This window comes from Listeria aquatica (assembly GCF_014223975.1).
Taxonomy (GTDB): Bacteria; Bacillota; Bacilli; order Lactobacillales; family Listeriaceae; genus Listeria; species Listeria aquatica.
On record NZ_JAARRM010000001.1, the window covers coordinates 649,137 to 672,534 of the forward strand.

Here is a 23,398-nt window from a genome sequence, read left to right on the forward strand (position 1 = left end):
TAGCAATGAAATAAAAATCTTTGTTTTGACTAATCTGAGAAAGAAGTGTTTTTGTGAAACAAGTGTTTGAAGTTTTAAAAGAACAAGTGAAACATACGCCTATGATGTTCCGAATTGCTCGTTATGAAGATCGAGCAAGCTACCAAAGTCACTATCTCGGGATTTTGTGGGAAGTTTTAAATCCACTGATACAAGTTGCTATTTACTTTCTTGTGTTCGGCTACGGATTCCGTGGTTCACAAATGATTGCGGGAAATGTCAGCTTCCTCGAATGGATGCTTGCCGGAATCGTACCATGGTTTTTTATTAACAGTGTCGTACTCCAAGGAACAAATAGTATTTTTAATAAAATTAATATGGTTTCAAAAATGAATTTCCCAATGAGCATCTTGCCAAGTATTACAATTGTGTCTAACTTAATGAGCTTTGCCGTTATGCTTGTTATCATGCTCGGCATTTTCTTATTAAAAGGGACGCCAATTACTATCTACTGGTTCCAGTTTATCTATTATTTTATAGCGATGATTTTCTTTTTATTCGCGTTTTCACTTTTTAATGCGACTGTTATGATTTTAATTCGCGACTATAATTTAGCTTTACAAAGTGTTATGCGTGTACTCTTTTACTTAACGGGGATCGTTTGGAATATTCCATCGCTTCTTCCTCACTGGGCAGCAAATCTCTTACAGCTAAACCCATTCATGTATCTTGTAAATGGCTTTAGAGACTCATTTCTTATGAATAAATGGTTTTTTGAAATGCCATCCTATACGCTTTATTTTTGGTTTCTGACAGCATTTTTCTTAGTTGTCGGCTCCACATTATACATGAAATTCCGTGAAAGATTTGTAGACTTTATTTAAAAGGAGACGTATCTGATGAGTAAAAAAGTAAAAATCGCTTTCAATCATGTTTCCAAGCAATTTGATTTATTCCAAAATAAATCGGATCATATCAAAGCGCTGTTTCAGCCGAAGAAGTCTTTTGATTCGTTTTGGGCACTGAAAGATGTTAACTTTAAAATTTATGAAGGGGAATCTGTCGGACTAATTGGGATTAATGGTTCGGGAAAGTCGACCATTTCTAATTTGATTTCGGGGGTTATACCAGCGACTGATGGTGAAGTAGAAGTGAATGGAGAAGCTTCTCTCATTGCCATCAATGTAGGTTTTAAAGCTCCGCTAACAGGGATTGAAAATATTCGTTTGAAATGCTTGATGCATGGACTTAAAAATAGTGAAATTGAACGGTTGATTCCAGATATTATTGATTTTGCGGATATTGGTGATTTTATCAATCAACCCGTGAAAAATTATTCGAGTGGGATGCGTTCTCGACTTGGTTTTGCTGTTTCAGCACATATTGATCCTGATATTCTCGTGATTGACGAAGCTTTATCAGTAGGGGACCAAACTTTTTATCAAAAATGTGTGGATAAAATTGAAGAATTTAAAGCACGAGGAAAAACGATTGTTTTCGTTAGTCACTCACTTGGGCAAGTGAAAAGCTTGTGTGATCGAATTATTTGGATGCACTACGGAGAAGTTCGAGAAGTAGGACCATCTGCTGACGTGGCTGTTTTATATGATGAATTTGTTAAATGGTTTAACAATCAGCCAAGGTCTTTTAAGAAGGAATATCAATTGGAAAAAAAGGCGAAACAGAAGAATCCGCCTAAAACACGCTACCCGAATCCCAATCTAGGCAAGTACAAATTGAGCGGGCTAGATAAGATCATTCTTACAGGAATTGTCATTGGAACAGGGCTATTCGGGACGTTGATTTCGCTTGGAAAATCATTCCTCGGCCTGTTTTAAAAAAGAATGACCGCAATTTGCGGTCATTCTTTTTTATTGTTTTGGAGTTTCAGATAGATAAATCATTTCTTTTAGAAAATCTTTATAGTAGGCTTCTTCAAAAGTGGCAAAGGAGTGACCTAGAGGATTGTTACTACTCCCTGTGTATTTTTTAGATTCAAAATCAATGACACGTGCGTTTGGGATGACAGAAAGAATAAAATTATTGAGGCGATCCCAGAAATATTGTTTCATCTCAATGGCCATTTTATTCTTGTATGGTACGCTTTTCTCATTTGCATCTAGATAGTTTAGCGTAGTTCCACCTTTGTTTAAAATGATCCGCTCTTCTGGAACGAATTCTTTTAGTTGCTCAAGAAATTCCTTCGCATATTTTCGCCATTCTTCGAAATAAGCTTCGGTATTATCATGCGTTAACAGACGGTCAAAAGGCATTTTATCAGCCAATTGGCTTGTTTCGATTGTTTTTGAATAGGTTAGAGCGGCATGTTGATTAAGCCAAAGCACCGGACGGGTTACGTCTGTAAAAGCATCTAGCAAAACATAATCAGGCTCAGATAAACGCAATTTCAAAAAGAAGTTTTTTTCTGCATCTCGTTCAGCATTTTCACGATCTGAATCAGCAATTTCAGTAAAGTCAGCCGAAGAGAATAAAGTCATTCTTGCTGGGTATTTTTCGGTCATAGCAGAGATAAACGAAGTATCTTTTTGAACAAAATCGACTTCGAAAAAGGAGTTTGCATCTGGATTGAAATAGGGCTCTGTACGAAAAGCTGCATCGCTTACGGAGCCAAAGATAACAAGCTTTTTCACTTCTCGACCTAGCGCACTTGGTCCACTACGGAACTGGAAGCTGAAGTTGCTTAGCGCCGCTTTTTGCGGACGCACTAAATACGTATCTCCATGAATTGCGTGATAATTAGCTTCTAATGACACTTGATTAGGGACGAATAACGGGAAATCTGGCTTACCATCTGACCGGATAAAAGCATCCCAATCTTCATTCGGTTGATAGGTTTGAAGTGGGTAAAGCTGTTCTTTAGAAAGGTCTAAACTATAACTTTGAAATTTTTTCTTAATCATGAATTCCGTTTTCAATGTATATTCTGAAGTACGAAACTTTTTGTTCCGTTGTTTAAAAACTAGCCGAGGGGCTTCCAATTGATCTTTGAAAAAGAAGCGAAAATGGAAGCCTTCCGATGTTTCACGATACTCAGCAAGTTGCGCCTCTTTTTGTAATTCTTTCCGAAAATAAAAAGAAAGACGGCTAGAACCAGTAACATAGGACTCAAGCGAAGTAAAAGGTTTTTCTTTTAAGAATACTTTCTTATCAATTTGTTTTTTCTTAGCTTGATTCGCTTGAATAAATTCTTTTTTTGAAACATGCCAGTCATTTTTGAAACGAAGTAAAGCATCTAGATTATTGGAATTATCCACAAGGAAATCCGTATCGAGCTCGGCAAGTTGAAGCGTATATTCGATTTTTCCCTCGCTTGAAACAGTGACTGGAAAAGCTTGTTCTTGTTCGAAATAAAGGTAAAGATATGGATTAACTCGGCGGGCAAAAACTAACTCCGCATCGAGCTCGTTCAGTTCGAAATCAGCCTCTACTTCAAAATTTAATTTTGCTGTTGTTTCATCTAGCACAAGATCGTTTAGTTGTACACTAAATTTTTTGGGTTCAGCGACAAGCGTAAGGACTGCTTCAGGGAATTCAAAATGATAGTCATACAAATCCTTAGGAAGTTGAAAGGTATTAAATTGTAGTGGACCATCTGTATGAATAGAGACAAACTGGTCTTTTGTTTTTCCGCTAAAGCGCCAAGAAGTTGTCGTGCCACTAATAGAATTTTGTGCAACGAGTTCATGGGGGATAGTGATGAGGTAGTTGTTGTCTTTTTCTTCGAATAAGAGTTTATGTTGCACTGCTGGATAAGTGATTTCTTCGGTTTCATTTTCTACTTTGAAGAAGGCGAAAAATTCATCTATTATCATTTCTTTAGGAATGGAAATGATCCATTCTTTTTTAGCAGAATCGGTTATAATTTTGTTTGCTAAAATTTTCATAAAAATTCTCCTTGCTTTTAATGATAGTTTATGTATTAAAACTCTGCCATTATTGTAGCATAAACCGCTTAATTATGCAGTATATTCCTAACTAGATTAAAAATCACTAGCACTTTTGGGGAATAAAGTGTTTTTTTAGGTAGGAAATTTAGCACAGTTCTAATCTGAAAGTTCGATTTTTACGATGTCACTGAATTGTAACAAAATCACTTCCTACAATTTGATACAATGGTAACAGAACACAAGAATTAGGGAGTGGTTTAAAGAAATGACGAAAAAAAAGGCAATGAAAATTGCCATGACTGGCTTGGTTTTAGCGAGCAGTCTGACGATGATTCCTACTGTTGCACCTTTTGGAGAAGAAAATGTTGCTATAGCGGCAACAAATGCCAATCAAACATTCATCAATACGCTTGCACCTCTTGCGCAAGCTAGCCAAGAAAAATACGGAGTCTTATCAAGCATTACACTAGCACAAGGGATTTTAGAATCTGGCTGGGGGAAATCTGAACTGACTAAAAAGGGAAATAATCTTTTTGGTATGAAGGGCAGATACAACGGAAACTATGTACTGATGCCAACGCTTGAGTATGTAAATGGAAAATGGATTACAATTAATGCTGAATTCCGTAAATATGCGAACTGGCAGCAATCTGTACATGATCATAGTCTACTATTTGTAAACGGAGTATCTTGGGATAAAAACAAATATAAAAAAGTGCTTGATGCACCTAATTATAAAGTCGCTGCTCAAGAACTTCAAAATGCTGGATATGCAACCGATCCAGGATATGCTAATAAGTTAATTAACTTAGTAGAAACCTATAACCTTGATCAATATGATGTATTGTATGATTCCATTCTATCTGAATCCGCGTATTCTGCTTATGCAAAAGTTACAAATGTAAGTGGAAATGCTGTTTGGACAAAACCTTACAAAGTAAAAGGTACGACACTTGTTGGTGCGGCTGGAAATTATCAAAATAAAGATATTCAAATTGTGAGAAAAGCGGCTACCAAACGAGGTACCTATTATCAATTCAAAATAAACGGAAACGTTGTTGGTTGGATTGATGGAAAAGCACTTACTTTCTATGATACAGAAACATCCAATAAAGCATTTGTGTCAAGAGCAAAGATCACAACAACCTCAGGACACACTATCTGGACGAAACCTTATAATGTGTATGGACGTACACAAGTGGCGAGAGCAGATGGTTATGCTAATAAAGAAGTAAAAATTGAACGTGAAGCAAAAACGGCTCACGGAACGTACTATCAATTTAGCATCAATGATAAAGTAGTAGGCTGGCTTGATAAACGAGCTTTTACTGTTTACGAATTTGACAGCATTATTAGTGATCAAAAAGTAAACTTGACGGCTCAAGTTAATCAAACCTCAGGTCACACGGTTTGGTCAGAAGCTTATAAAATTCAAGGGCTAACAAAAATCGGAGCGGCATCGAATTATCAAAATAAGGATGTAACTCTTGATCAAAAACGGAAAACACAACACGGAACGTACTATCGTTTTGCAGTTAATGGCAAAACGACGGGTTGGCTAGATACACGCGCATTTAAACTATATGATGCTGTTGAATATAATAAAGCCGTCAACTTAGATGCAAAAATTGTCAATACGACTGGAAATGCATTTTGGACAGCTCCATATTTCTCCACTGGATCCAAGCTTGTAACAAGTGCATCCACTTATGCTGGAAAAGATGTCAAACTACTTCGTGAAGCGAAGACTGTTCGTGGCACCTATTATCAAGTTCAAATTGACGGAAAAATGATTGGTTGGTTAGATAAAAAAGCATTTAAGTTTTATAGTACGATTAAAAGTGAAGAAGTTGTAAATCGGCCAGCGGTAATTTCGACTGTAGCTGGACACGCTGTTTGGAGTAAACCTTATGAAGTGGTTGGAACAACACGTGTCAATGCAGCATCTGTTTATCAAAACAATCAAGTGCAATTGCTTAAAAAAGCAGTGACTGATCGCGGTACCTATTATCAATTTAGCGTTGGCGGAAAAACGATTGGTTGGTTAGACCAACGTGCATTTGATATTTATGACAACGTTGAGTACAATAAAGCCGTTCAACTGACGGGAACAGTTACAAACGTAGTTGGAAATGCTGCTTGGACGGAGCCTTATAAATCACTTGGCACAAAACTTATTAATCAAGCAACAGCATACCAAAATAAGCAAGTTTCCATTATTCGTGAAGCGAAAACAACACGTTCTACTTACTATCAATTCCAAATCGATGGGAAAACAATTGGCTGGCTTGATAAGCGAGTTTTCACAAACATTAAATAAATGAAAAACGTCTAACACCATCGGTGTTAGACGTTTTTTTTGTCCAACACGAACGAAATACATTTTTATACTCAAAATTGAAAATGTATTTTGACTGAAAGGTATCTTATTTATAATCAAAAAAGTTAAAAATTTTTTTGTAAATAGTTATTTTGTTGCTAGGAAAGAAAAATCTCAGAATTCATGTTTGAAATTTGAACACTCACCCAAAATAGGCTATGCTAGTGTTAGTATTGTCTAGAATGAGGAGTGCTTTTTAAGATGAAAAAACCGTTTTTATCAATCGTAGTACCTTGCTATAACGAAGAAGAAGTTTTAAATGAAACAACGAAACAATTAACCGAGGTATTGATGACCTTAACAGAGAGAGAGTTAATTGATCCAGAAAGCAAGGTGATTTATGTGGATGACGGGAGTAAGGATGCAACATGGCAGCTGATTAGTGAGAAAACAGCAGAAAATCCATATATTTCAGGTGTGAAACTAAGTCGTAACTTTGGTCATCAGGGGGCGCTTTTAGCAGGCTTGAATGCGGCGTATGAAAAATCAGATTGTGTCGTTTCGATCGATGCGGATTTACAAGATGATGTCAATGCTATCATTCCGTTTGTTGAAAAATTTCATGAAGGCTTTGATGTCGTTTATGGTGTCAGAGGGAAGCGAGATACGGATACTTTCTTTAAACGAAATACAGCGCTAGGTTTTTATCGGTTTATGGATAAAATTGGGGTGAAGCTTGTTCCTAATCATGCTGATTTTCGTTTATTAAGTAAGCGGGCATTAAAAGAGTTTTTGAATTATAAAGAAGAAAATATGTTTATTCGCGGTATCGTGCCACTACTTGGTTTCCCCTCAACAAAAGTTTATTATGATCGTAACGAACGCTTTGCCGGTGAGTCTAAATATCCACTTAAAAAAATGATTTCGTTTGCGATTGATGGTATTACCTCTTTCAGCATTGTTCCCATTCGAATGCTATTTTCACTTGGCGTCATTATGTTTTGTATTGGCATTGGAATAGGCGTCTATGCGCTCATTCAAAAGTTTATTGGACATGTAGAATCTGGATGGACGTCACTAATGATCTCACTATGGATTGTTGGAGGCATTCAGTTGTTAGCAATTGGCGTTCTTGGTGAATACGTGGGTAAAATTTTCAAGGAAGTAAAAGGACGTCCAAGATATACCATTGAAGAAAATTTGTTTGAAGAAAAAATGGCTGAGTAAAAGTGAACGATTTAAAAACTATACATAAAAAAACAAGAGGGACTCTTTCCCTCTTGTTTTTTTATTTTGTCTTTTTGTCATTTTGATGGATTTCTTGATAAAGCTCATCAATTAAGTGACGGACATCATTTTTAATTTCTGGGTGTTCAAGAGCAAATTTCATGGTTGTTTCAATAAATCCATACTTATCGCCGACATCATAGCGTGTCCCTTCAAAGTCGTAAGCGAAAACACGTTGGATTTCATTTAAGCGATTGATTGCATCTGTCAATTGAATTTCGCCACCAGCACCAGGCTCTTGCGTGGACAGATAATCAAAAATTTGTGGTGTTAACAAGTAACGCCCAAGAATAGCAAGGTCGGATGGAGCGTTTTCTGGATCGGGTTTTTCAACGAAACCTTTCACATTGTAAAGTCGGTCACTCATTTTATCTGCTGGATCGATGATTCCATATCGGTATGTTTCTTCATGTGGAACAGACTGCACACCGATAACCGAGCTGTGCGTGCGTTCATATTGATTAATTAGTTGCTTAGCGCAAGGAACCTTTGAACGCACAATATCATCACCAAGCATGACAACAAAGGGTTCATTACCGACGAATCCCTTTGCCTGCAGAATAGCATCTCCAAGACCTTTTGGTTTAGACTGACGAATGAAGTGAAGATTGATATTCGTAGTTTCTTCTACAAGATGAAGAAGCTCTAATTTGTTTTTAGACTTCAAATTAGCTTCTAATTCAGGAACAGAGTCAAAATGGTCTTCAATTGCTCGTTTTCCTTTTCCTGTTACGATCAATATATCTTCAATGCCAGAAGCCATTGCCTCTTCAACAATAAATTGAATGGTTGGTTTATCAACAATAGGAAGAATCTCTTTTGGCATTGCTTTTGTAGCGGGAAGAAAGCGTGTTCCCAGTCCCGCTGCTGGGATGACTGCTTTTTTGACTTTCATAATTTTAACCTCCGATAAAAAAACATTTAAGTATCAGCTTTAATTATACGTGAATAGACGCTAGATTAGCAAGTAAAGCAACCAAGATAAAAGCAACATGGAGATGAGTTCTATAGACTTTTGTCCCACAACTTCATTGACAGCGCTTATGTTTATCGCTAAAATGAAGTTTGATATGGAATCGCGTAAGGAGAATTAAAAAAATATGAACAATTCTTTAGAAGAGAAAAAGGCGTACAAAGTGAGTGTGATTGTGCCATTATACAATGTTGCCGAAATTATCGATGAAACGCTGAAAAGTCTTGATGAACAAGATTTTTCTGATTATGAAGTGTTACTAATTGATGACGGGTCAAGTGATGATACTGTCAAAATAGTAAATGCTTTTATAAAGAATAAACCGAAATTTAAACTCATTGAGCAAGAAAACGCGGGTCCTGCTGCGGCGCGAAATCACGGCTTGCGTCTCGCAAATGGCGAATATATTTTATTTGTCGATAGTGACGATTTAATCCCTGAATTTGCCCTTTCACTTATGCATCAAGCGGCGGTTTCGCACCAAGCGGAACTTGTAACAGGTGCTACGAAACGTTTTAATTCTGAAAAAGAGTGGTTCATCCCTTCACATTTACGATACAACATTGCTAAACCAGGTGAAAAAACAATCACTGAGAATCCTGAGCTGTTTTATTCGATCGGGCCTTGCGCTAAGTTGTACCATCATAAACTTGTCGAAGGGGAGTTTTTCCCTGAAAGCATTCGTTACGGGGAAGATCAACCTTTTGTGTTACACACCTTGTTGAACGCTGAAAAAATCTTTACAGTGGAAAAAGTGGTTTATTATTACCGGTTGCGAGACGGAGAAGAGCAGTCTCTAACTCAATCGGTCAATAAAGACCCGATGCGGATACTTCAATCTGTTTTTGATGTGTTTGACTTTGGTGAGCGAGAAATTGAACGGAGCAAGACAGAGCAAGAAGTGGCGCTTGCGTATTATAAGCGAGTTTCTGATATTGAATTTTGGGCTTCACTAAAAGCCATTGTCGAAAGTAAAGACAGTACAATTCAAAAAAATGGATTTGAAATGATTTTAAATTGGTTTAAGTCTAAACCCGACGATTTCCTGAACGTCATTCCTTCGTTCCGCTATTACTTGTGGTACAGCGTCATTGAACGAGCTAATTATATTCAAAAACCTGCAAGGGGTGTGTACCGGAACTTAATCACATACCTTTACGAATGCCAAACGAATGAATCAAAACAGGCTTTCATGAAATCCTATCCAATTCATAGCAGAGCTTCGCTTGCGATTATTGAAGAAAATAACTGGAAAAAGGCAAAGAAAATTTCACGTGTCTTTATTATTCGAACAAAATTGAAAACACCGCGCCTTGTGAACGGATTTGCACGTAGGATTCTCTTTAAATTGGCTAACCTTCTCCCTAAAAAGAACGTCTTAGTTCTTGCAACAGAGCGCAGTACAGTGCTAGAAGGGAATTTGTTATCGATTTATGATTATATGTTTTTGAATGACCGAAAAGAGCGCATCTATGTGTTTTTACGAAAGCAAAGAAGTTGGCTTGAAATATTGCAGCTATATTATGTGCTTGGTCGAGCGAAAACGATTTGTCTAGATGACTACTATAATAAAATTTATGGGCTTAAGTTTAGTAAACGAGCGCACGTGATTCAATCTTGGCATGCAACGGGCGCTTTCAAGAAGTTTGGCTTTAGTGCACTTGAATCTGGGGATTCCAATACGGAAGAATTTGAATCAAAAGCGCATTCCCCTTATTCTGATGTGCTAGTAAGTTCTAAAGCGATTATTCCTCAATATGCGGAAGCGTTCCACAAAAAAGCAGAACAAATTAAACCGATTGGTGTGCCACGAACAGATAAGTTCTTTGATCAAGATTATAAAAACTATGTGAATGAAGTTTACCGAAAGAACTATCCGATCTTGCGAAAGAAAAAAGCGATTTTATATGCGCCTACTTTCCGCGGCGGTCCAGATGAACGGAAGAATTACAGTGTAGTGCTTGATTTGAAGAAAATGAAAGAGGCGCTGCAAGATGAGTATGTGCTAATTTTAAAATTCCATCCGATGATTAAAAATATTTCAATGGATATCAGTGAAGAGGACCCATTCATTTTAATGATGGGTGGGGGCAGTGATGTGAATGATTTAATGTTCCTAAGCGACATTTTGATTACAGACTATTCTTCAGTGATTTTCGAATACAGCATCATGAACCGACCGATGCTTTTCTTTGCTTATGACGTCGAGAGTTATTTTGATGAGCGGGGCTTTTATTTTAGCTATGAAGAGATGATTCCTGGAAAGATTTATAAAACGACAGATACGCTTATTGAGGCAATTAAAACGGGTGAGTATGATTACGAGAAGCTTGCCGATTTTCGGACGAAATTTATGGATAGTATTGACGGGCATTCAACGGAGCGGTTTATTGAAACGTACTTGGGTAAGGAGGCGAGAAAATGAAATTTTTACCCACTGAAGCAGTTCAAGATTTAACAGTAAAAGATATTGCTGAACGTCTTTTACCAATCGAGGAAACTTTTGTTGTTTTTCAAACGGTGAAAGATGAAAAAGCAGAAAAGCAAATGCTGAAGTTTTTTGAAAACTACCAATCGGAATTTACATCACAAGATATTTTTTACTTCCTTGCTAACCCTGTGTACACGCAGTTTTTGAAAAAACAAGAAGACAAAGAACCTTTTCTTGAAAAAGATGATTTTCAGTTTATCGATGAAATTGAAATCAGTATTCCAACCTATGTTGAAAAAGATCCTTTTCTTGTTTTGCCAGAAAACTATAGTTATTTAATGTTTAGAAGAACGGCCATCCTTAGAAAAGTAGCGGAGCTAGAAGAAAATCTCCCGTTTGAAGTCCTCGTGTATCAACTACTTCAATCGACTGATTCTATTGTAAAAGAGCGCATTCTTGAAATTGAAAAAGAACCCAAAGTGAACAGTTCAGCTGAGCTTCAGTTAAACCAAACCATGGCGCTTTTTGCGAATTGGGTGAGTCGACAGCGGGAATATTGTCAAATTCCACTATTAAATCAAGAATTTGAAATTAATTTGTTAAATTACTTGATTAATACGCGGATTGGCCCAGCTTTTCAAACGGAAGTCGAACAAGGAAATTATTCTGCTGCACGTGAAATTTTAGCGGGGTTACTTCAAGAAATCCAAAAACTTCGCAAAACGGTTGTTTCGGGTCTTGTTTCACTTGGCTATTATTTTGTCCAAATTCCTGTTGAACAGTATGACAAATTACACAAAGATCCTGAATTTATGAAGCTTTATTTGGAATTTGGGACATTCTTGTTTAGTCAAATGCACTTTAATTCTAGAAGCTATTACTTGAGATTTTACCGACAAGCGACGAACGCGCTTTATAAAGCGGTTCGCGCAAATTCCGAAAAACCGCTACGCAAATGTAATGAGCTTTACTTTTCGCATCAATAACAAGAGCTAGTTTACCCGAGAAAAAGAAGAGTTTTTCCCTTCTTTTTCTTTTCTTATGTTATAATACATGTGTTATGTTAGCTTTCAATCTTTAGAGATAAAGGAGACTATAAAAAATGATCTATGCTGAAATTCTTGCTGGGGGTAAAGGTACGCGAATGGGAAACGTAAGTATGCCCAAGCAGTATCTGCCACTAAACGGCAAACCTGTTATCGTTCACACGGTTGAGAAATTTATTTTGAATGCTCGTTTCGATAAAATTCTTGTGGCCTCACCTAAAGAATGGATCAATCATACTGAGGATATTTTGAAAAAACATATTCAAGATGATCGTGTGATTGTTATTGAAGGTGGAGCTGACCGCAATGAAACGATTATGAGCGGGATTCGTCATGTTGAACAAAACTACGGGTTAAATGAAGAGGATGTTTTGATTACGCATGATGCTGTTCGCCCGTTTTTAACGCATCGCATTATCGAAGAGAATATAAATGCAGCCCTTGAATACGGAGCCGTAGATACGGTGATTACAGCTACAGATACAATTGTTGAATCAACGAACCACGAATTCATTACAGACATTCCTGTGCGTGATGTGATGTATCAAGGACAAACACCGCAAAGTTTCAACATGAAGCGCCTTAGTGATCATTATCATGCGCTTTCCGATGAGCAAAAACAAATTTTAACAGACGCATGTAAAATTTGTTTGCTTGCTGGAGAAAAAGTGAGTCTCGTGAAAGGTGAAATTTTCAACATTAAGATTACAACACCTTATGATATGCAAGTAGCCAATGCGATTATACAGGAGCGGATTAGCCATGATTAATCAAGTATATAGGCTTGTTTCAGAGAGACAATTTGAAGTTGCTAACATCGATGAAACACTAACTGAAGATGCTGTTGTAGTTCGTCCAACTTATCTTTCAATTTGTGCAGCTGACCAGCGCTACTATACAGGTTCGCGTGGGAAAGAAATACTGGCAAAGAAACTCCCTATGGCTTTAATTCACGAGGGCGTTGGGGAAGTTGTTTACGATGCAAAAAAAGAATTTCCAATTGGAACGAAAGTCGTGATGATTCCAAATACACCGTTTGAAAAAGATCCTGTGATCGCAGAAAACTATTTACGAAGCAGCAAGTTTCGCTCAAGTGGATTTGATGGTTTGATGCAGGATAACGTATTTATGCGTCGTGACCGGTTAATTGCGTTACCAGAAGATTTAGACATGACGGTTGCTGCTTTTTCAGAACTGATTTCAGTTGCTGTGCATGCGGTTCGCCGTTTTGATTCTCGCGCAGATGCCAACCGTTCATCATTTGGAGTTTGGGGCGATGGAAACCTTGGATTTATCACTTGTTTACTGTTAAAAGACAAGTTTCCAGATGCGAAAGTGTATATTTTCGGAAAAACTCCTTATAAACTGGATTTCTTTTCATTTGTGGATGCAGCTTATAGCATTGATGCCATTCCAGAAGATTTAGAAATTGACCAAGCTTTTGAATGTGCTGGCGGGAAGGGAAGCCAATATGCGGTGGATCAAATTATTGATTTGATAAAACCGGAAGGAACTATTTCCTTACTTGGTGTTTCTGAGTATCCAATTGAAGTAAATACACGTATGGTACTTGAAAAAGGATTAACGCTATATGGAAGCAGCCGAAGCGGACGAGTTGATTTCCAAGCGACTGTTGATTTCCTTAATAAGAATCGACGCGCTGTGGAATACCTTTCAAACCTTATAGGTGAAGTGCATGATGTTCGAAGTATTCAAGATGTCATAGAAGCCTTCGAAGCTGATTTACGAAGCCCTTGGGGAAAAACCGTTATGGCGTGGAATATTTGACTTTTGAAGAGAAAAAGGAGAGGTGCCGCAAATCTGCGGCACCTCTTGCTACATATAATGAGGAGTGGACCTGAAATGAGACGAATACTGGCACAGCTTTACATGATTATCTTGCGGGGCGTAGCGATTATTTTTCGACCGTTTAATTTACAAACTAAAGTGGTCATGCTTGTTACCTTCCAAGATAATCCCGAACAAATTTTAAAGAAAATGGCTGATTTGCGTGTTTCACCAGAAACAATTGTCTTTTATGATCCGCGTGTTGATGAAACACAACTTTCCTATAATTTTGTCCGAACGATTCCATTAACATTTTCTTCCATCTTTAAACGACTTTACCATATGAGTCGCGCCAAAGTGGTGATTGTGGATAATTATTTTCCTGAACTGGCCGCATTAAAATTTAAAGAAGAAGCTTGTTGTATTCAAATTTGGCACGCGAATGGAGCGCTCAAAAAGTTTGCATGGGAAGATAAAGCTACGCCTTTACGCGCGAAAAGTGAGCAAAAGCGGTTTAAAGCCGTTTATGCACGTTTTCATAAAGTGGTTGTAGGTTCTGATATGATGGGAGAAATTTTCAAACGATCATTTTTATTGGAAAGCGAAGACCGGTTACTAAAAATAGGAGTGCCAAGTACCGATTACTTTTTTGAACAAGAACAATTAAAACAAATTCGAGCAAGTTACCGGGAAAAATACCAGAAAAAAACAATTTTGTACGCACCAACTTTTCGTGATAGCGAGCTAAATCAGGCGAAGATCTTGCTTGACCTTGAAAAAATGCGGGAGCTTCTTTCAGATGAGTATGTATTGTTACTTAAGTTACATCCCTCGATCCAAGCAAATGCAACGATTCCAGAAGACGATTTCATCAAGCTTTTTCCAAAGAATCAGTCGATGCAGGAAGCCTTAGCAGGTGCTGATGTGCTCGTTACGGATTATTCTTCCTCCCCATTTGAATTTGCTTTGCTGAGTCGTCCGATTTATTTTTTTACGCCGGATATTGAGCAGTATGACCGAGAGCGCGGTCTTGTAACGGGTTTTTCTGAGTTAATTCCAGGTGGTGAGCCCTATCTCACGACAGAATCCCTTGCTCGTGGTATTCTAAATGATGAGGCAGATCTTGATGAAATTGCGCGCTTCAGCGCGACATGGAACAAATATTCAGAAGGGCGTTCCGCAGCGAATTTAGTCGATTTTATCCAGAAAAAACTTTGAAAGAGAGTGGAGACATGAAAAAGGTGATTACTTATGGCACGTTTGATTTGCTACATTGGGGTCATATCGAGCTTTTGCGGCGTGCAAAAGAAATGGGCGATTATCTAATCGTGGCGTTGTCGACCGATTCATTTAACCGGATTAAACATAAAGAAGCTTACCACAGCTACTTGCATCGCAAATTGATTTTAGAAGCGATTCGTTACGTGGATGAAGTGATTCCAGAAGAAAATTGGGATCAAAAAATAGCGGACATTAAAACGCATGACGTAGACGTGTTTGTGATGGGCGATGACTGGAAAGGTGAGTTTGATTTTTTGAAACCTTATTGTGAAGTCGTTTATTTGCCAAGAACAGATGGGATTTCCACTACGCAAATTAAAGAGGATTTGCGCTGATTTTGATTTTAGCAAAACGCAGGAAAATTTTCAGATATGAAAAATTATGCTATGATGTTTGTAAATGTAATTTCAGCCAAGCGAGGCTAGAACAAGGATTGGAGAAAACCCATGACAAACTTATATCAAGATGATAGTTTAACTTTACATACTGATCTCTATCAGTTAAATATGATGAAGGCTTATTTTGATGACGGAATTCATGAGCGAAGAAGTATTTTTGAAGTTTTCTTCCGCGAAATGCCGTTTAATTCAGGCTACGTGGTTTTTGCTGGGCTTGAACGAATTGTATCGTATATTGAAAATTTACGTTTTACTGAAAGTGATATAAAATATTTGCATGACGAACTAGGTTTTGATGGAGCCTTTTTAGAGTACTTAAAAGACTTCAAGTTTAAGGGAGCGATTCGCTCTGTTCGTGAAGGGGAATTTGTTTTTAAAACAGAACCGATTTTACAAGTGGAAGCAAGCCTTGCAGAAGCTCAACTCATCGAAACCGCGTTACTAAACATTGTGAACTTCCAAACGCTGATTGCAACAAAGGCGGCTCGGATTCGTTCTGTTGTTGATAATGATAGTCTGGCGGAGTTTGGTACACGGCGGGCGCAGGAAATGGATGCCGCGATTTGGGGCACGCGCGCCGCTTATATTGGTGGCTGTGATTCAACGAGTAATGTGCGTGCGGGTAAGATTTTTGGGATTCCTGTTTCTGGGACGATGGCGCATGCCATGGTTCAGGCATATCGGGATGAATATGAGGCGTTTAAAAGCTATGCGAAGACGCACAAAAATTCAATTTTCCTTGTGGATACGTATGATACGTTAAAATCAGGTGTTCCAAATGCGATTCGTGTAGCAAAAGAGCTTGGTGATGAAATCAATTTTATTGGGATTCGGCTGGATAGCGGTGATATGGCGTTTCTTTCGAAGAAGGCAAGGCAAATGCTTGATGAAGCTGGTTTTACAGATGCGAAAATTTTTGCTTCGAGTGATTTAGATGAACATACCATTTTGTCGCTTAAAGCACAGAAGGCCAAGATCGATTCTTGGGGAGTTGGAACAAAACTGATCACAGCTTATGACCAACCAGCGCTTGGGGCTGTCTATAAGATGGCTGCAATTGCAGATGAGCATGGCGTGCTACAAGACTCAATCAAACTTTCGAGCAATACAGAAAAAGTTTCAACGCCAGGCGAAAAACGAGTTTACCGGATTATTTCGGAAAGCGAGCGTCCAAAAGCAGAAGGCGATTATATTGCGATGGCAGATGAATCGCTTGAAGGGGTAAAAGAACTAACGATGTTCCACCCTGTGCATACCTATATTACAAAGACGGTGAAAAATTTTAAAGCGAAAGAACTACTTATACCGATTTTTGAAGGCGGGAAACGCGTGTATGACTTACCGACACTTGAAGAGATTAAAGCTTATAAAGAAGAGAACCTCGCGCTTCTTTGGGGCGAGTACAAACGAACTGTTCGTCCAGAGCAGTACCCAGTAGATTTAAGCGTGAAATGTTGGAAAAATAAAATGAAAAATATTGAAAGGGTGCGAAAAAGCGTCCAGCTTCATTCACCTGTTGATCTGGATTTTCCTTTGTAGAAACAGGAAAGAATATTTGTTAGAATAGGAGGACTCTTAAAGTGGATATTAGAGAACAAATTTTAGCAGAAATGAAGGTAAAACCAGAAATTGATCCGAAAGAAGAAATTCGAAAAAGTGTGAACTTGCTAAAAGACTATTTGAAGACAAACTCCTTTTTGAAAAGTCTTGTTTTGGGGATCTCAGGTGGGCAAGACTCAACTTTAGTGGGTAAGCTTGCTCAAATCGCCATTTCTGAGCTACGCGAAGAGACGGGAGGAGACTATGAGTTTCTTGCAGTGAGTCTTCCTTACGGTGAACAATTGGACGAAGCAGACCGCCAAGACGCCTTGAAATTTATCGCCCCTGACCAGTCCATTGTCATCAATATCAAGCGTGCGGTAGATGCCAGTGCAAAAACGCTTGAAGAAGCTGGAGTCGTGCTGACGGACTTTGCGAAAGGAAACGAAAAAGCACGCGAACGGATGAAAGCTCAATATTCTGTTGCGGCGATGCACCAAGGTGTGGTTGTTGGAACGGATCATTCGGCGGAAGCAGTGACGGGTTTTTATACGAAATATGGCGACGGAGGAACGGACATCAATCCGATTTTTCGTTTAAATAAACGGCAAGGAAAACAGTTGCTAAAAGAATTAGGTTGCCCGGAACATTTATATCTGAAAAAGCCAACTGCTGATCTAGAAGAGGATAAACCGGCGCTTCCAGATGAAGTCGCGCTTGGTGTCACGTATGATGAAATTGATGATTACTTAGAGGGCAAGCCAGTTTCAGGCGAGGCAGCGGCTAAAATTGAAAGTTGGTATTTGAAATCGCGGCACAAGCGCAACATGCCGATCACGATTTTTGATGATTTTTGGAAATAGGAGGGAAAAGAGATGAAGGTAGGTTATGGATTGATAACAACATTCCATGCGCATGCAGGACAACAAAAAGAACTAGCAGAAATTTTGTTAGAAGGGGCTGCCGTTATGGAAGAGATTCCGGCTTGTCTTGAATACATCGTTGGAACTTCTGAACAAGATGAAGATACCGTTTTTGTAGTGGAATTCTGGACAGATGAAGGACGTCACCGGGCTTCACTTGACAATCCAGCTGTAAAAGCAGTGATTGAACGAGGGGCTCCTTTAATTCGTGAAGTAGAGCGCAACAAAGAACTAGATCTTTTAGGCGGAAAAGGACTTTAGAGACTTGGAAAATTCACAAACAGGGTTGCAAGATCGAACTGTTGACGTTAAAATGAAAGAAGGATGAAAAGGGCAAGCAATTGTCCTTTTCTTTGTTAGTGAGTGAGCCGATTTTATTCGGCTTAATTTTATAGATAAGGTGGTTTTGGAAAAAACGATGAAAGAATTTGCCGAACAAGAAAAAATTATCGTTCTGGATTTTGGAAGCCAGTACAACCAATTGATAACACGACGCATTCGTGAATTTGGCGTTTACAGTGAACTTCATCCTCACACGATTACGGTGGAAGAAATGAAGGCACTAAATCCGAAGGGAATCATCTTCTCTGGCGGACCAAACAGTGTGTATGATGAAGGGGCTTTCCGCTGTGATGAAGGACTTTTCGAGATGGGGATCCCGATTCTTGGAATTTGCTACGGGATGCAACTGATGACGCTTCACTTTGATGGAAAAGTAGAACCTGCGAAAGATCGTGAATACGGTAAAGCAAACGTTCATCTAGAAATTCCAAACCATTTATTTGCGGGCATTCCAACTGATCAAACCGTTTGGATGAGCCACGGAGATCTTGTTGTTGATGCACCGAAAGATTTTGAAGTCGTTGGAACAAGTAAGTCTTGTCCAATTGCGGCGATTGCAGATGAAAACCGGAAGATGTATGGCGTGCAGTTCCACCCAGAAGTTCGCCACTCAGAATACGGCAATGATCTATTGAAAAACTTTGCGCTGAACATTTGTGGTTGTAAAGGTGACTGGTCGATGGAAAACTTTATTGAAGTAGAAATTGACAAAATCCGTGAAACCGTTGGCGACAAAAAAGTGCTACTTGCGCTTTCTGGCGGCGTTGATTCTTCTGTTGTTGGCGTGTTAATTCATAAAGCCATTGGCGATCAACTAACGTGTATCTTTGTTGACCACGGTTTGCTTCGTAAAGGGGAAGCGGATCAAGTCATGGAAACTCTTCAAGGCGAATTCAATATGAATATCATCAAAGTGGATGCGAAGGAACGCTTCCTATCGAAACTAGAAGGCGTTTCTGATCCTGAGCAAAAACGTAAAATTATCGGAAACGAATTTATTTATGTCTTTGACGATGAAGCAGGGAAACTTGATGGTGTTGAGTTCCTAGCACAAGGAACACTTTATACAGACATTATCGAAAGTGGAACAGCGACAGCACAAACGATTAAGTCGCATCATAATGTTGGTGGACTTCCAGAAGATATGAGTTTTAAACTAATTGAACCACTCAATACGCTATTCAAAGACGAAGTACGTGCGCTTGGAACCGAACTTGGCATGCCAGATGCAATCGTTTGGCGGCAACCGTTCCCAGGTCCTGGACTTGGAATACGTGTGCTAGGCGAAGTGACAGAGGAAAAACTAGAAATTGTGCGGGACTCGGACTATATTTTACGCGAAGAAATCAAAGAAGCTGGGCTTGACCGCGAGATTTGGCAATACTTTACGGCACTTCCAAACATTCGTAGTGTAGGTGTTATGGGCGACGGCCGGACTTACGATCACACAATTGTGATTCGTGCGGTGACGAGTATCGATGGTATGACAGCTGACTGGGCGCGGATTCCGTGGGATGTGTTGGAGAAGATTTCTGTGCGGATTGTGAATGAAGTGCAGCACGTGAACCGCGTTGTTTATGACGTGACGAGTAAGCCACCTGCTACTGTGGAGTGGGAGTGACCAAAAAAGAGTCGAGAAGTCTACGATAAAGGCTTTTCGGCTCTTTTTACATACTGTCATCTCAATTTAAGAAATTAGCTACAGATTAATTTTTGACGAGTTATCTAAATTATTATTACTATTTTGCTTTGAAGTCCCTTAGAAGTTCACTACTGACGGGTTAACTATTTCTATATCACAAATAGAATTATTGTGTTATATGAAAAGTCAATAAAATTTTTTCTTGGAATAAAGCATATTATGCACTATATTGACTGCCAGAAATTTGGATTCCAATTATATCCTATCGTTTTCTCACGTTGTAGTTTTAGATAGGGATCTACAAAGTTGTTTCGAATTGGAAACTCCATTTTCTCATAATAATCTTGCTTTTCTCCACAAAGAGTGTATAATTTACGTAAATAATAAATGAATGCGAGTGGATCTACATGCTTCGAGGTATTTCTTTTTAGGATAAAACAAAAAACTGTCAACTTACATGTTTTTTTGTTATGCCTAAATTTGGAAATACCCTGAATCGTAGATAAGGATGTGAAAAGACTTCTATGGTTTATAAGGGTGTTTGACCGAAAAATCCATAGAAGTCTTTTTAGTATGAAAAAAATCATTAATATTGGTATTTTTGCTCATGTAGATGCAGGAAAAACTTCGCTAACTGAAGCTTTGTATGAATTTACAAATAAACACTATCAAAAAGGAACTATAAAGCATGGGAACACAATGACAGATTCGCTCGATCTTGAAAAAGAGCGGGGGATTACGATTAAGACTGCTGCAGTTTCCTTTACATGGGACGATATTAAAATTAATTTATTAGACACACCAGGTCATGTAGACTTTTTTGCTGAGGTTGTTCGAACTCTAGAGGCAATTGATCTGGCAGTTTTAGTGATTGCAAGTAATGACCAATTGCAGCCGCAGACGAGGAAGTTATTCTCTTATTTAACGGATGTAGGCATTCCAACTGTTTTCTTTCTAAATAAAGTAGATTTAGAAACTGCTCAAGTAAAAGAGATAACAGAAGAAATTTATGAAAAAATGACAAAAGAAGTTATCGCTTACGATAAATTAAACGAACAAGCAACTTGGGAAAGTTTAATCGAAAAAAATGAAAATCTTTTAGAACATTATTTAACAGGCGAACGAATAGAGGATACAACGCTTAAACAAGAATTTTTCAGTCAATTTCTTTCGAAAAAATGCTATCCACAAATTGATGGGTCTGCAGTGACGGGTGTTGGGATTTCTTCATTGGTAGATCTTTTTGCTGAGAGCTCCCGCTATTTATGGAATGAATCTGCTGAACTTTCTGCTTATGTGTATAAAGTAGATTTTTTTAACAGAAAAAAGAAGACTTACTGGAAACTTGTTTCTGGAACGCTTCATCGAAATGATCATGTTCAACTAAATTCTACTGAATCTATCAAACTTACTCATTTATTTTCATTACAAGAAAATGTATTTTTACCTGCTGAAATAATTGAAGAAAATGATATTTTTATGATCCCTAATGATCCTGCTTTTCAAATTGGTGATTATATCGGGTTACCTGTAAAAAGAAAAACAGAGATTGCACCTTCAAATTTGAAACTCGTTTTGTCTATTTCAAAAGAAGAACGTTTGACACTTTTATCGCTGCTCGAAGAATTAAACCAGGAAGATCCTTTGTTGAGTTTAAAAATAGATAAAAAAACTGAAGAAATTAGCATCCGTATTTATGGAAAAGTTCAAAAAGAAGTCATTGAAGAAACGCTTCGCAGGGCTTATCCATTTGAAACGTTGATTCTGCAACCACCAACTATCCTTTATCAAGAGATTCCTCAGAAAAAAGGAATCGGAGAACTTGTGATGCAAGAACCTATTAATCCATATTGGGCAACAATAACCATTGAAATTCAGCCAAATTGGGGGCAGGGTATCCAGTTTTCTAGCCTTGTAAGTAAAGGCTATTTAAAACAATCTTTTCAACATGCTGTTTATCAAGGGATCGAGCAAGCTTTGACAGAGGGACTTTATGGCTATCCGTTAACTGATATGACCATTACTTTAGCGGATGCAGCTTTTTTTAGTCCAGTAAGTACACCGGCAGAATTTCGTAAACTTGCTCCTTATGCGCTTTATAAAGCGCTGCTAGATGCAAACACTGATGTGGTTGAGCCTTTAATAGCAATGGAATTATTTATAAAAAAAGAATATAGTGGTCGAGCAATTGCAGAACTTGGGAAACTCGAAGCAAAAATAGAAAAAATGACGGAGAGAAAAAGCGAGGTAGTCATTCAAGCGAAGATGCTACATTCAAAATTTTTGTTTTTTGAAAGTCAATTAAATGAATGGTTTAAAGGGACGGCCTATCTTAAAAATCATTTTGCGGGTTACAAAAAAACAAATGATCATTCTCTCTATTCGCAAGGAAATATTGACCGAATCAAGGCTTTATTGATTAAAGATTTAAAATGATTAAATACCACTTTTGGAAAACTAGTACAACGAAAAACGATTGACGAGGTTAATGAAATTTTATATAATGGCGTAATGTTCAAAATAGCTAGAATGAGATCAAAAAAGGCGAGGAGGGGAAGCATGCAAATCACAGTAGTTGATTACGACTCTAACTGGGAAACCACGTATTTGAAAGAAGAACAGGCTCTTAAAGAGATGCTTCAAGAAGATTTGATAAGCAGTTTTCATATTGGGAGTACTTCCATTCCGGGATTAAAAGCGAAACCAATTATTGATATCTTACTTGTAGTAAACAATATTGAGAGGTTGGATGCCTTCTCAACTTCATTCGAAAAGCTTGGTTATGAGGTTATGGGGGAATTTGGAATAAAAGGAAGAAGGTATTTCCGCAAAGGTGGAGATAATCGAACGCACCAGATTCATGCTTTCCAGTTCGATCAGGTTCAAGACATTGAAAGACATTTATCTTTCAGAGATTATCTTCGTCAGAATCCACAAGTGCGTGCGGCATATGGGGACCTAAAAAGCGAGCTCGCAGCTAAATATCCAAATGATATTGAAGGATATGGAGACGGCAAAGATGATTTTGTTAAAAAAGTTGAACAAGAAGCACTTAAATGGCATTGGAAAACTCGCTAAATTTCTATCATTCAAAAAGCCTTCCCTTATCAACTAAAGGGAGGGTTTTTTAAATCTAGCGGAAAAAGGAACCATATTATTTTTATCGATACATTTTACTTTCAAGTTCTTTGTCCAAGCCCCTCGCCTAACAATCAATGAGAGTATCCATATCCAAAATTTCAAAGGCAATAGCAGACCGAACCGTTGCGCCTGACTTAACTTTTTGATCAGCCGATTTGTTAAGCGAATCAAACTTTTACTTTAATGGCATCATCACGAATTCCAATTCTTCAAAATCAGTTTCTGTTTCTTGAAAGCCTTCAAAACAGTCCATAAATACTTAAGCAGGTGTCATCGCATAATCGCTTTGATTCGTATAGTCATAGGTGAGAACTAAAGTGGCAATTTCCATGCCCTTTTCTGAATTTAGAAATACAACTTCTGCAACTAGCGGTTTTATTGTAGCGTCGTTAATTTTTAA

Annotated in this window: 18 protein-coding genes; 16 read left to right on the plus strand and 2 right to left on the minus strand. The window is 38.1% G+C overall.

All coding sequences use genetic code 11. The features are described 5' to 3' along the window. The first annotated feature begins 53 nt into the window (after nucleotides 1-53). Nucleotides 54-863 (plus strand): ABC transporter permease, encoded by an 810-nt coding sequence (locus HB912_RS03275; protein ID WP_185372187.1) that lies wholly within the window; start codon nucleotides 54-56, stop codon nucleotides 861-863. A gap of 15 nt (nucleotides 864-878) precedes the next feature. Further along, nucleotides 879-1,817, plus strand: a complete 939-nt coding sequence (locus HB912_RS03280) for an ABC transporter ATP-binding protein (protein ID WP_185372188.1) — start codon at nucleotides 879-881, stop codon at nucleotides 1,815-1,817. A gap of 33 nt (nucleotides 1,818-1,850) precedes the next feature. Here HB912_RS03280 and HB912_RS03285 read toward each other — a convergent pair whose 3' ends face one another. Next, nucleotides 1,851-3,884, minus strand: a complete 2,034-nt coding sequence (locus tag HB912_RS03285; protein ID WP_185372189.1) for a DUF6270 domain-containing protein — start codon at nucleotides 3,882-3,884, stop codon at nucleotides 1,851-1,853. A gap of 268 nt (nucleotides 3,885-4,152) precedes the next feature. Here HB912_RS03285 and HB912_RS03290 point away from each other — a divergent pair, with 268 nt between their 5' ends. Together HB912_RS03290 and HB912_RS03295 are read left to right on the plus strand one after the other, a co-directional pair. Next, nucleotides 4,153-6,207, plus strand: coding sequence for a GW domain-containing glycosaminoglycan-binding protein (locus HB912_RS03290; RefSeq protein ID WP_185372190.1), 2,055 nt, complete (start codon nucleotides 4,153-4,155; stop codon nucleotides 6,205-6,207). Nucleotides 6,208-6,468: 261 nt separating this feature from the next. Next, the gene (locus tag HB912_RS03295; RefSeq protein ID WP_036072720.1) at nucleotides 6,469-7,434 is read left to right on the plus strand and encodes a glycosyltransferase family 2 protein; all 966 of its coding nucleotides are present in this window, start codon (nucleotides 6,469-6,471) and stop codon (nucleotides 7,432-7,434) included. A 61-nt stretch (nucleotides 7,435-7,495) separates the two neighbouring features. Here HB912_RS03295 and galU read toward each other — a convergent pair whose 3' ends face one another. Beyond that, on the minus strand, nucleotides 7,496-8,389 hold the full coding sequence (gene galU / locus HB912_RS03300; RefSeq protein ID WP_036072717.1) for a UTP--glucose-1-phosphate uridylyltransferase GalU: 894 nt from the start codon (nucleotides 8,387-8,389) through the stop codon (nucleotides 7,496-7,498). A 205-nt stretch (nucleotides 8,390-8,594) separates the two neighbouring features. Between galU and HB912_RS03305 the strand changes: the two genes are divergently transcribed. The 12 genes from HB912_RS03305 (at nucleotide 8,595) to HB912_RS03360 (ending at nucleotide 22,935) form a co-directional block, all read left to right on the plus strand. Next, nucleotides 8,595-10,892, plus strand: coding sequence for a bifunctional glycosyltransferase/CDP-glycerol:glycerophosphate glycerophosphotransferase (locus HB912_RS03305; RefSeq protein WP_185372191.1), 2,298 nt, complete (start codon nucleotides 8,595-8,597; stop codon nucleotides 10,890-10,892). Then, a complete protein-coding gene (locus HB912_RS03310; protein ID WP_185372192.1) occupies nucleotides 10,889-11,884 on the plus strand; it encodes a hypothetical protein in 996 nt (331 codons plus the stop codon). The genes HB912_RS03305 and HB912_RS03310 overlap by 4 nt, the downstream gene beginning before the upstream one ends. Before the next feature lie 116 nt (nucleotides 11,885-12,000). Beyond that, the gene (locus HB912_RS03315; RefSeq protein WP_036072709.1) at nucleotides 12,001-12,714 is read left to right on the plus strand and encodes an IspD/TarI family cytidylyltransferase; all 714 of its coding nucleotides are present in this window, start codon (nucleotides 12,001-12,003) and stop codon (nucleotides 12,712-12,714) included. Further along, the gene (locus tag HB912_RS03320) at nucleotides 12,707-13,732 is read left to right on the plus strand and encodes a ribitol-5-phosphate dehydrogenase (RefSeq protein ID WP_185372193.1); all 1,026 of its coding nucleotides are present in this window, start codon (nucleotides 12,707-12,709) and stop codon (nucleotides 13,730-13,732) included. Before HB912_RS03315 ends, HB912_RS03320 begins: the two co-directional genes overlap by 8 nt. 75 nt (nucleotides 13,733-13,807) lie before the next feature. After that, a complete protein-coding gene (locus tag HB912_RS03325; protein WP_185372194.1) occupies nucleotides 13,808-14,950 on the plus strand; it encodes a CDP-glycerol glycerophosphotransferase family protein in 1,143 nt (380 codons plus the stop codon). Between the two features lie 14 nt (nucleotides 14,951-14,964). Beyond that, nucleotides 14,965-15,348, plus strand: a complete 384-nt coding sequence (gene tagD, locus HB912_RS03330) for a glycerol-3-phosphate cytidylyltransferase (RefSeq protein ID WP_036072707.1) — start codon at nucleotides 14,965-14,967, stop codon at nucleotides 15,346-15,348. Between the two features lie 111 nt (nucleotides 15,349-15,459). Continuing rightward, nucleotides 15,460-16,950, plus strand: coding sequence for a nicotinate phosphoribosyltransferase (locus tag HB912_RS03335; protein ID WP_185372195.1), 1,491 nt, complete (start codon nucleotides 15,460-15,462; stop codon nucleotides 16,948-16,950). A 41-nt stretch (nucleotides 16,951-16,991) separates the two neighbouring features. Further along, nucleotides 16,992-17,813 (plus strand): ammonia-dependent NAD(+) synthetase, encoded by an 822-nt coding sequence (gene nadE, locus HB912_RS03340; RefSeq protein ID WP_185372196.1) that lies wholly within the window; start codon nucleotides 16,992-16,994, stop codon nucleotides 17,811-17,813. A gap of 12 nt (nucleotides 17,814-17,825) precedes the next feature. After that, complete coding sequence (locus HB912_RS03345; protein WP_185372197.1) at nucleotides 17,826-18,134, plus strand: putative quinol monooxygenase; 309 nt, start codon at nucleotides 17,826-17,828, stop codon at nucleotides 18,132-18,134. A 145-nt stretch (nucleotides 18,135-18,279) separates the two neighbouring features. After that, on the plus strand, nucleotides 18,280-19,836 hold the full coding sequence (gene guaA / locus HB912_RS03350; RefSeq protein ID WP_185372198.1) for a glutamine-hydrolyzing GMP synthase: 1,557 nt from the start codon (nucleotides 18,280-18,282) through the stop codon (nucleotides 19,834-19,836). A 594-nt stretch (nucleotides 19,837-20,430) separates the two neighbouring features. Next, the gene (locus HB912_RS03355; RefSeq protein WP_185372199.1) at nucleotides 20,431-22,293 is read left to right on the plus strand and encodes a GTP-binding protein; all 1,863 of its coding nucleotides are present in this window, start codon (nucleotides 20,431-20,433) and stop codon (nucleotides 22,291-22,293) included. Nucleotides 22,294-22,416: 123 nt separating this feature from the next. Further along, nucleotides 22,417-22,935, plus strand: a complete 519-nt coding sequence (locus HB912_RS03360; RefSeq protein WP_185372200.1) for a GrpB family protein — start codon at nucleotides 22,417-22,419, stop codon at nucleotides 22,933-22,935. Nucleotides 22,936-23,398 lie beyond the last annotated feature (463 nt).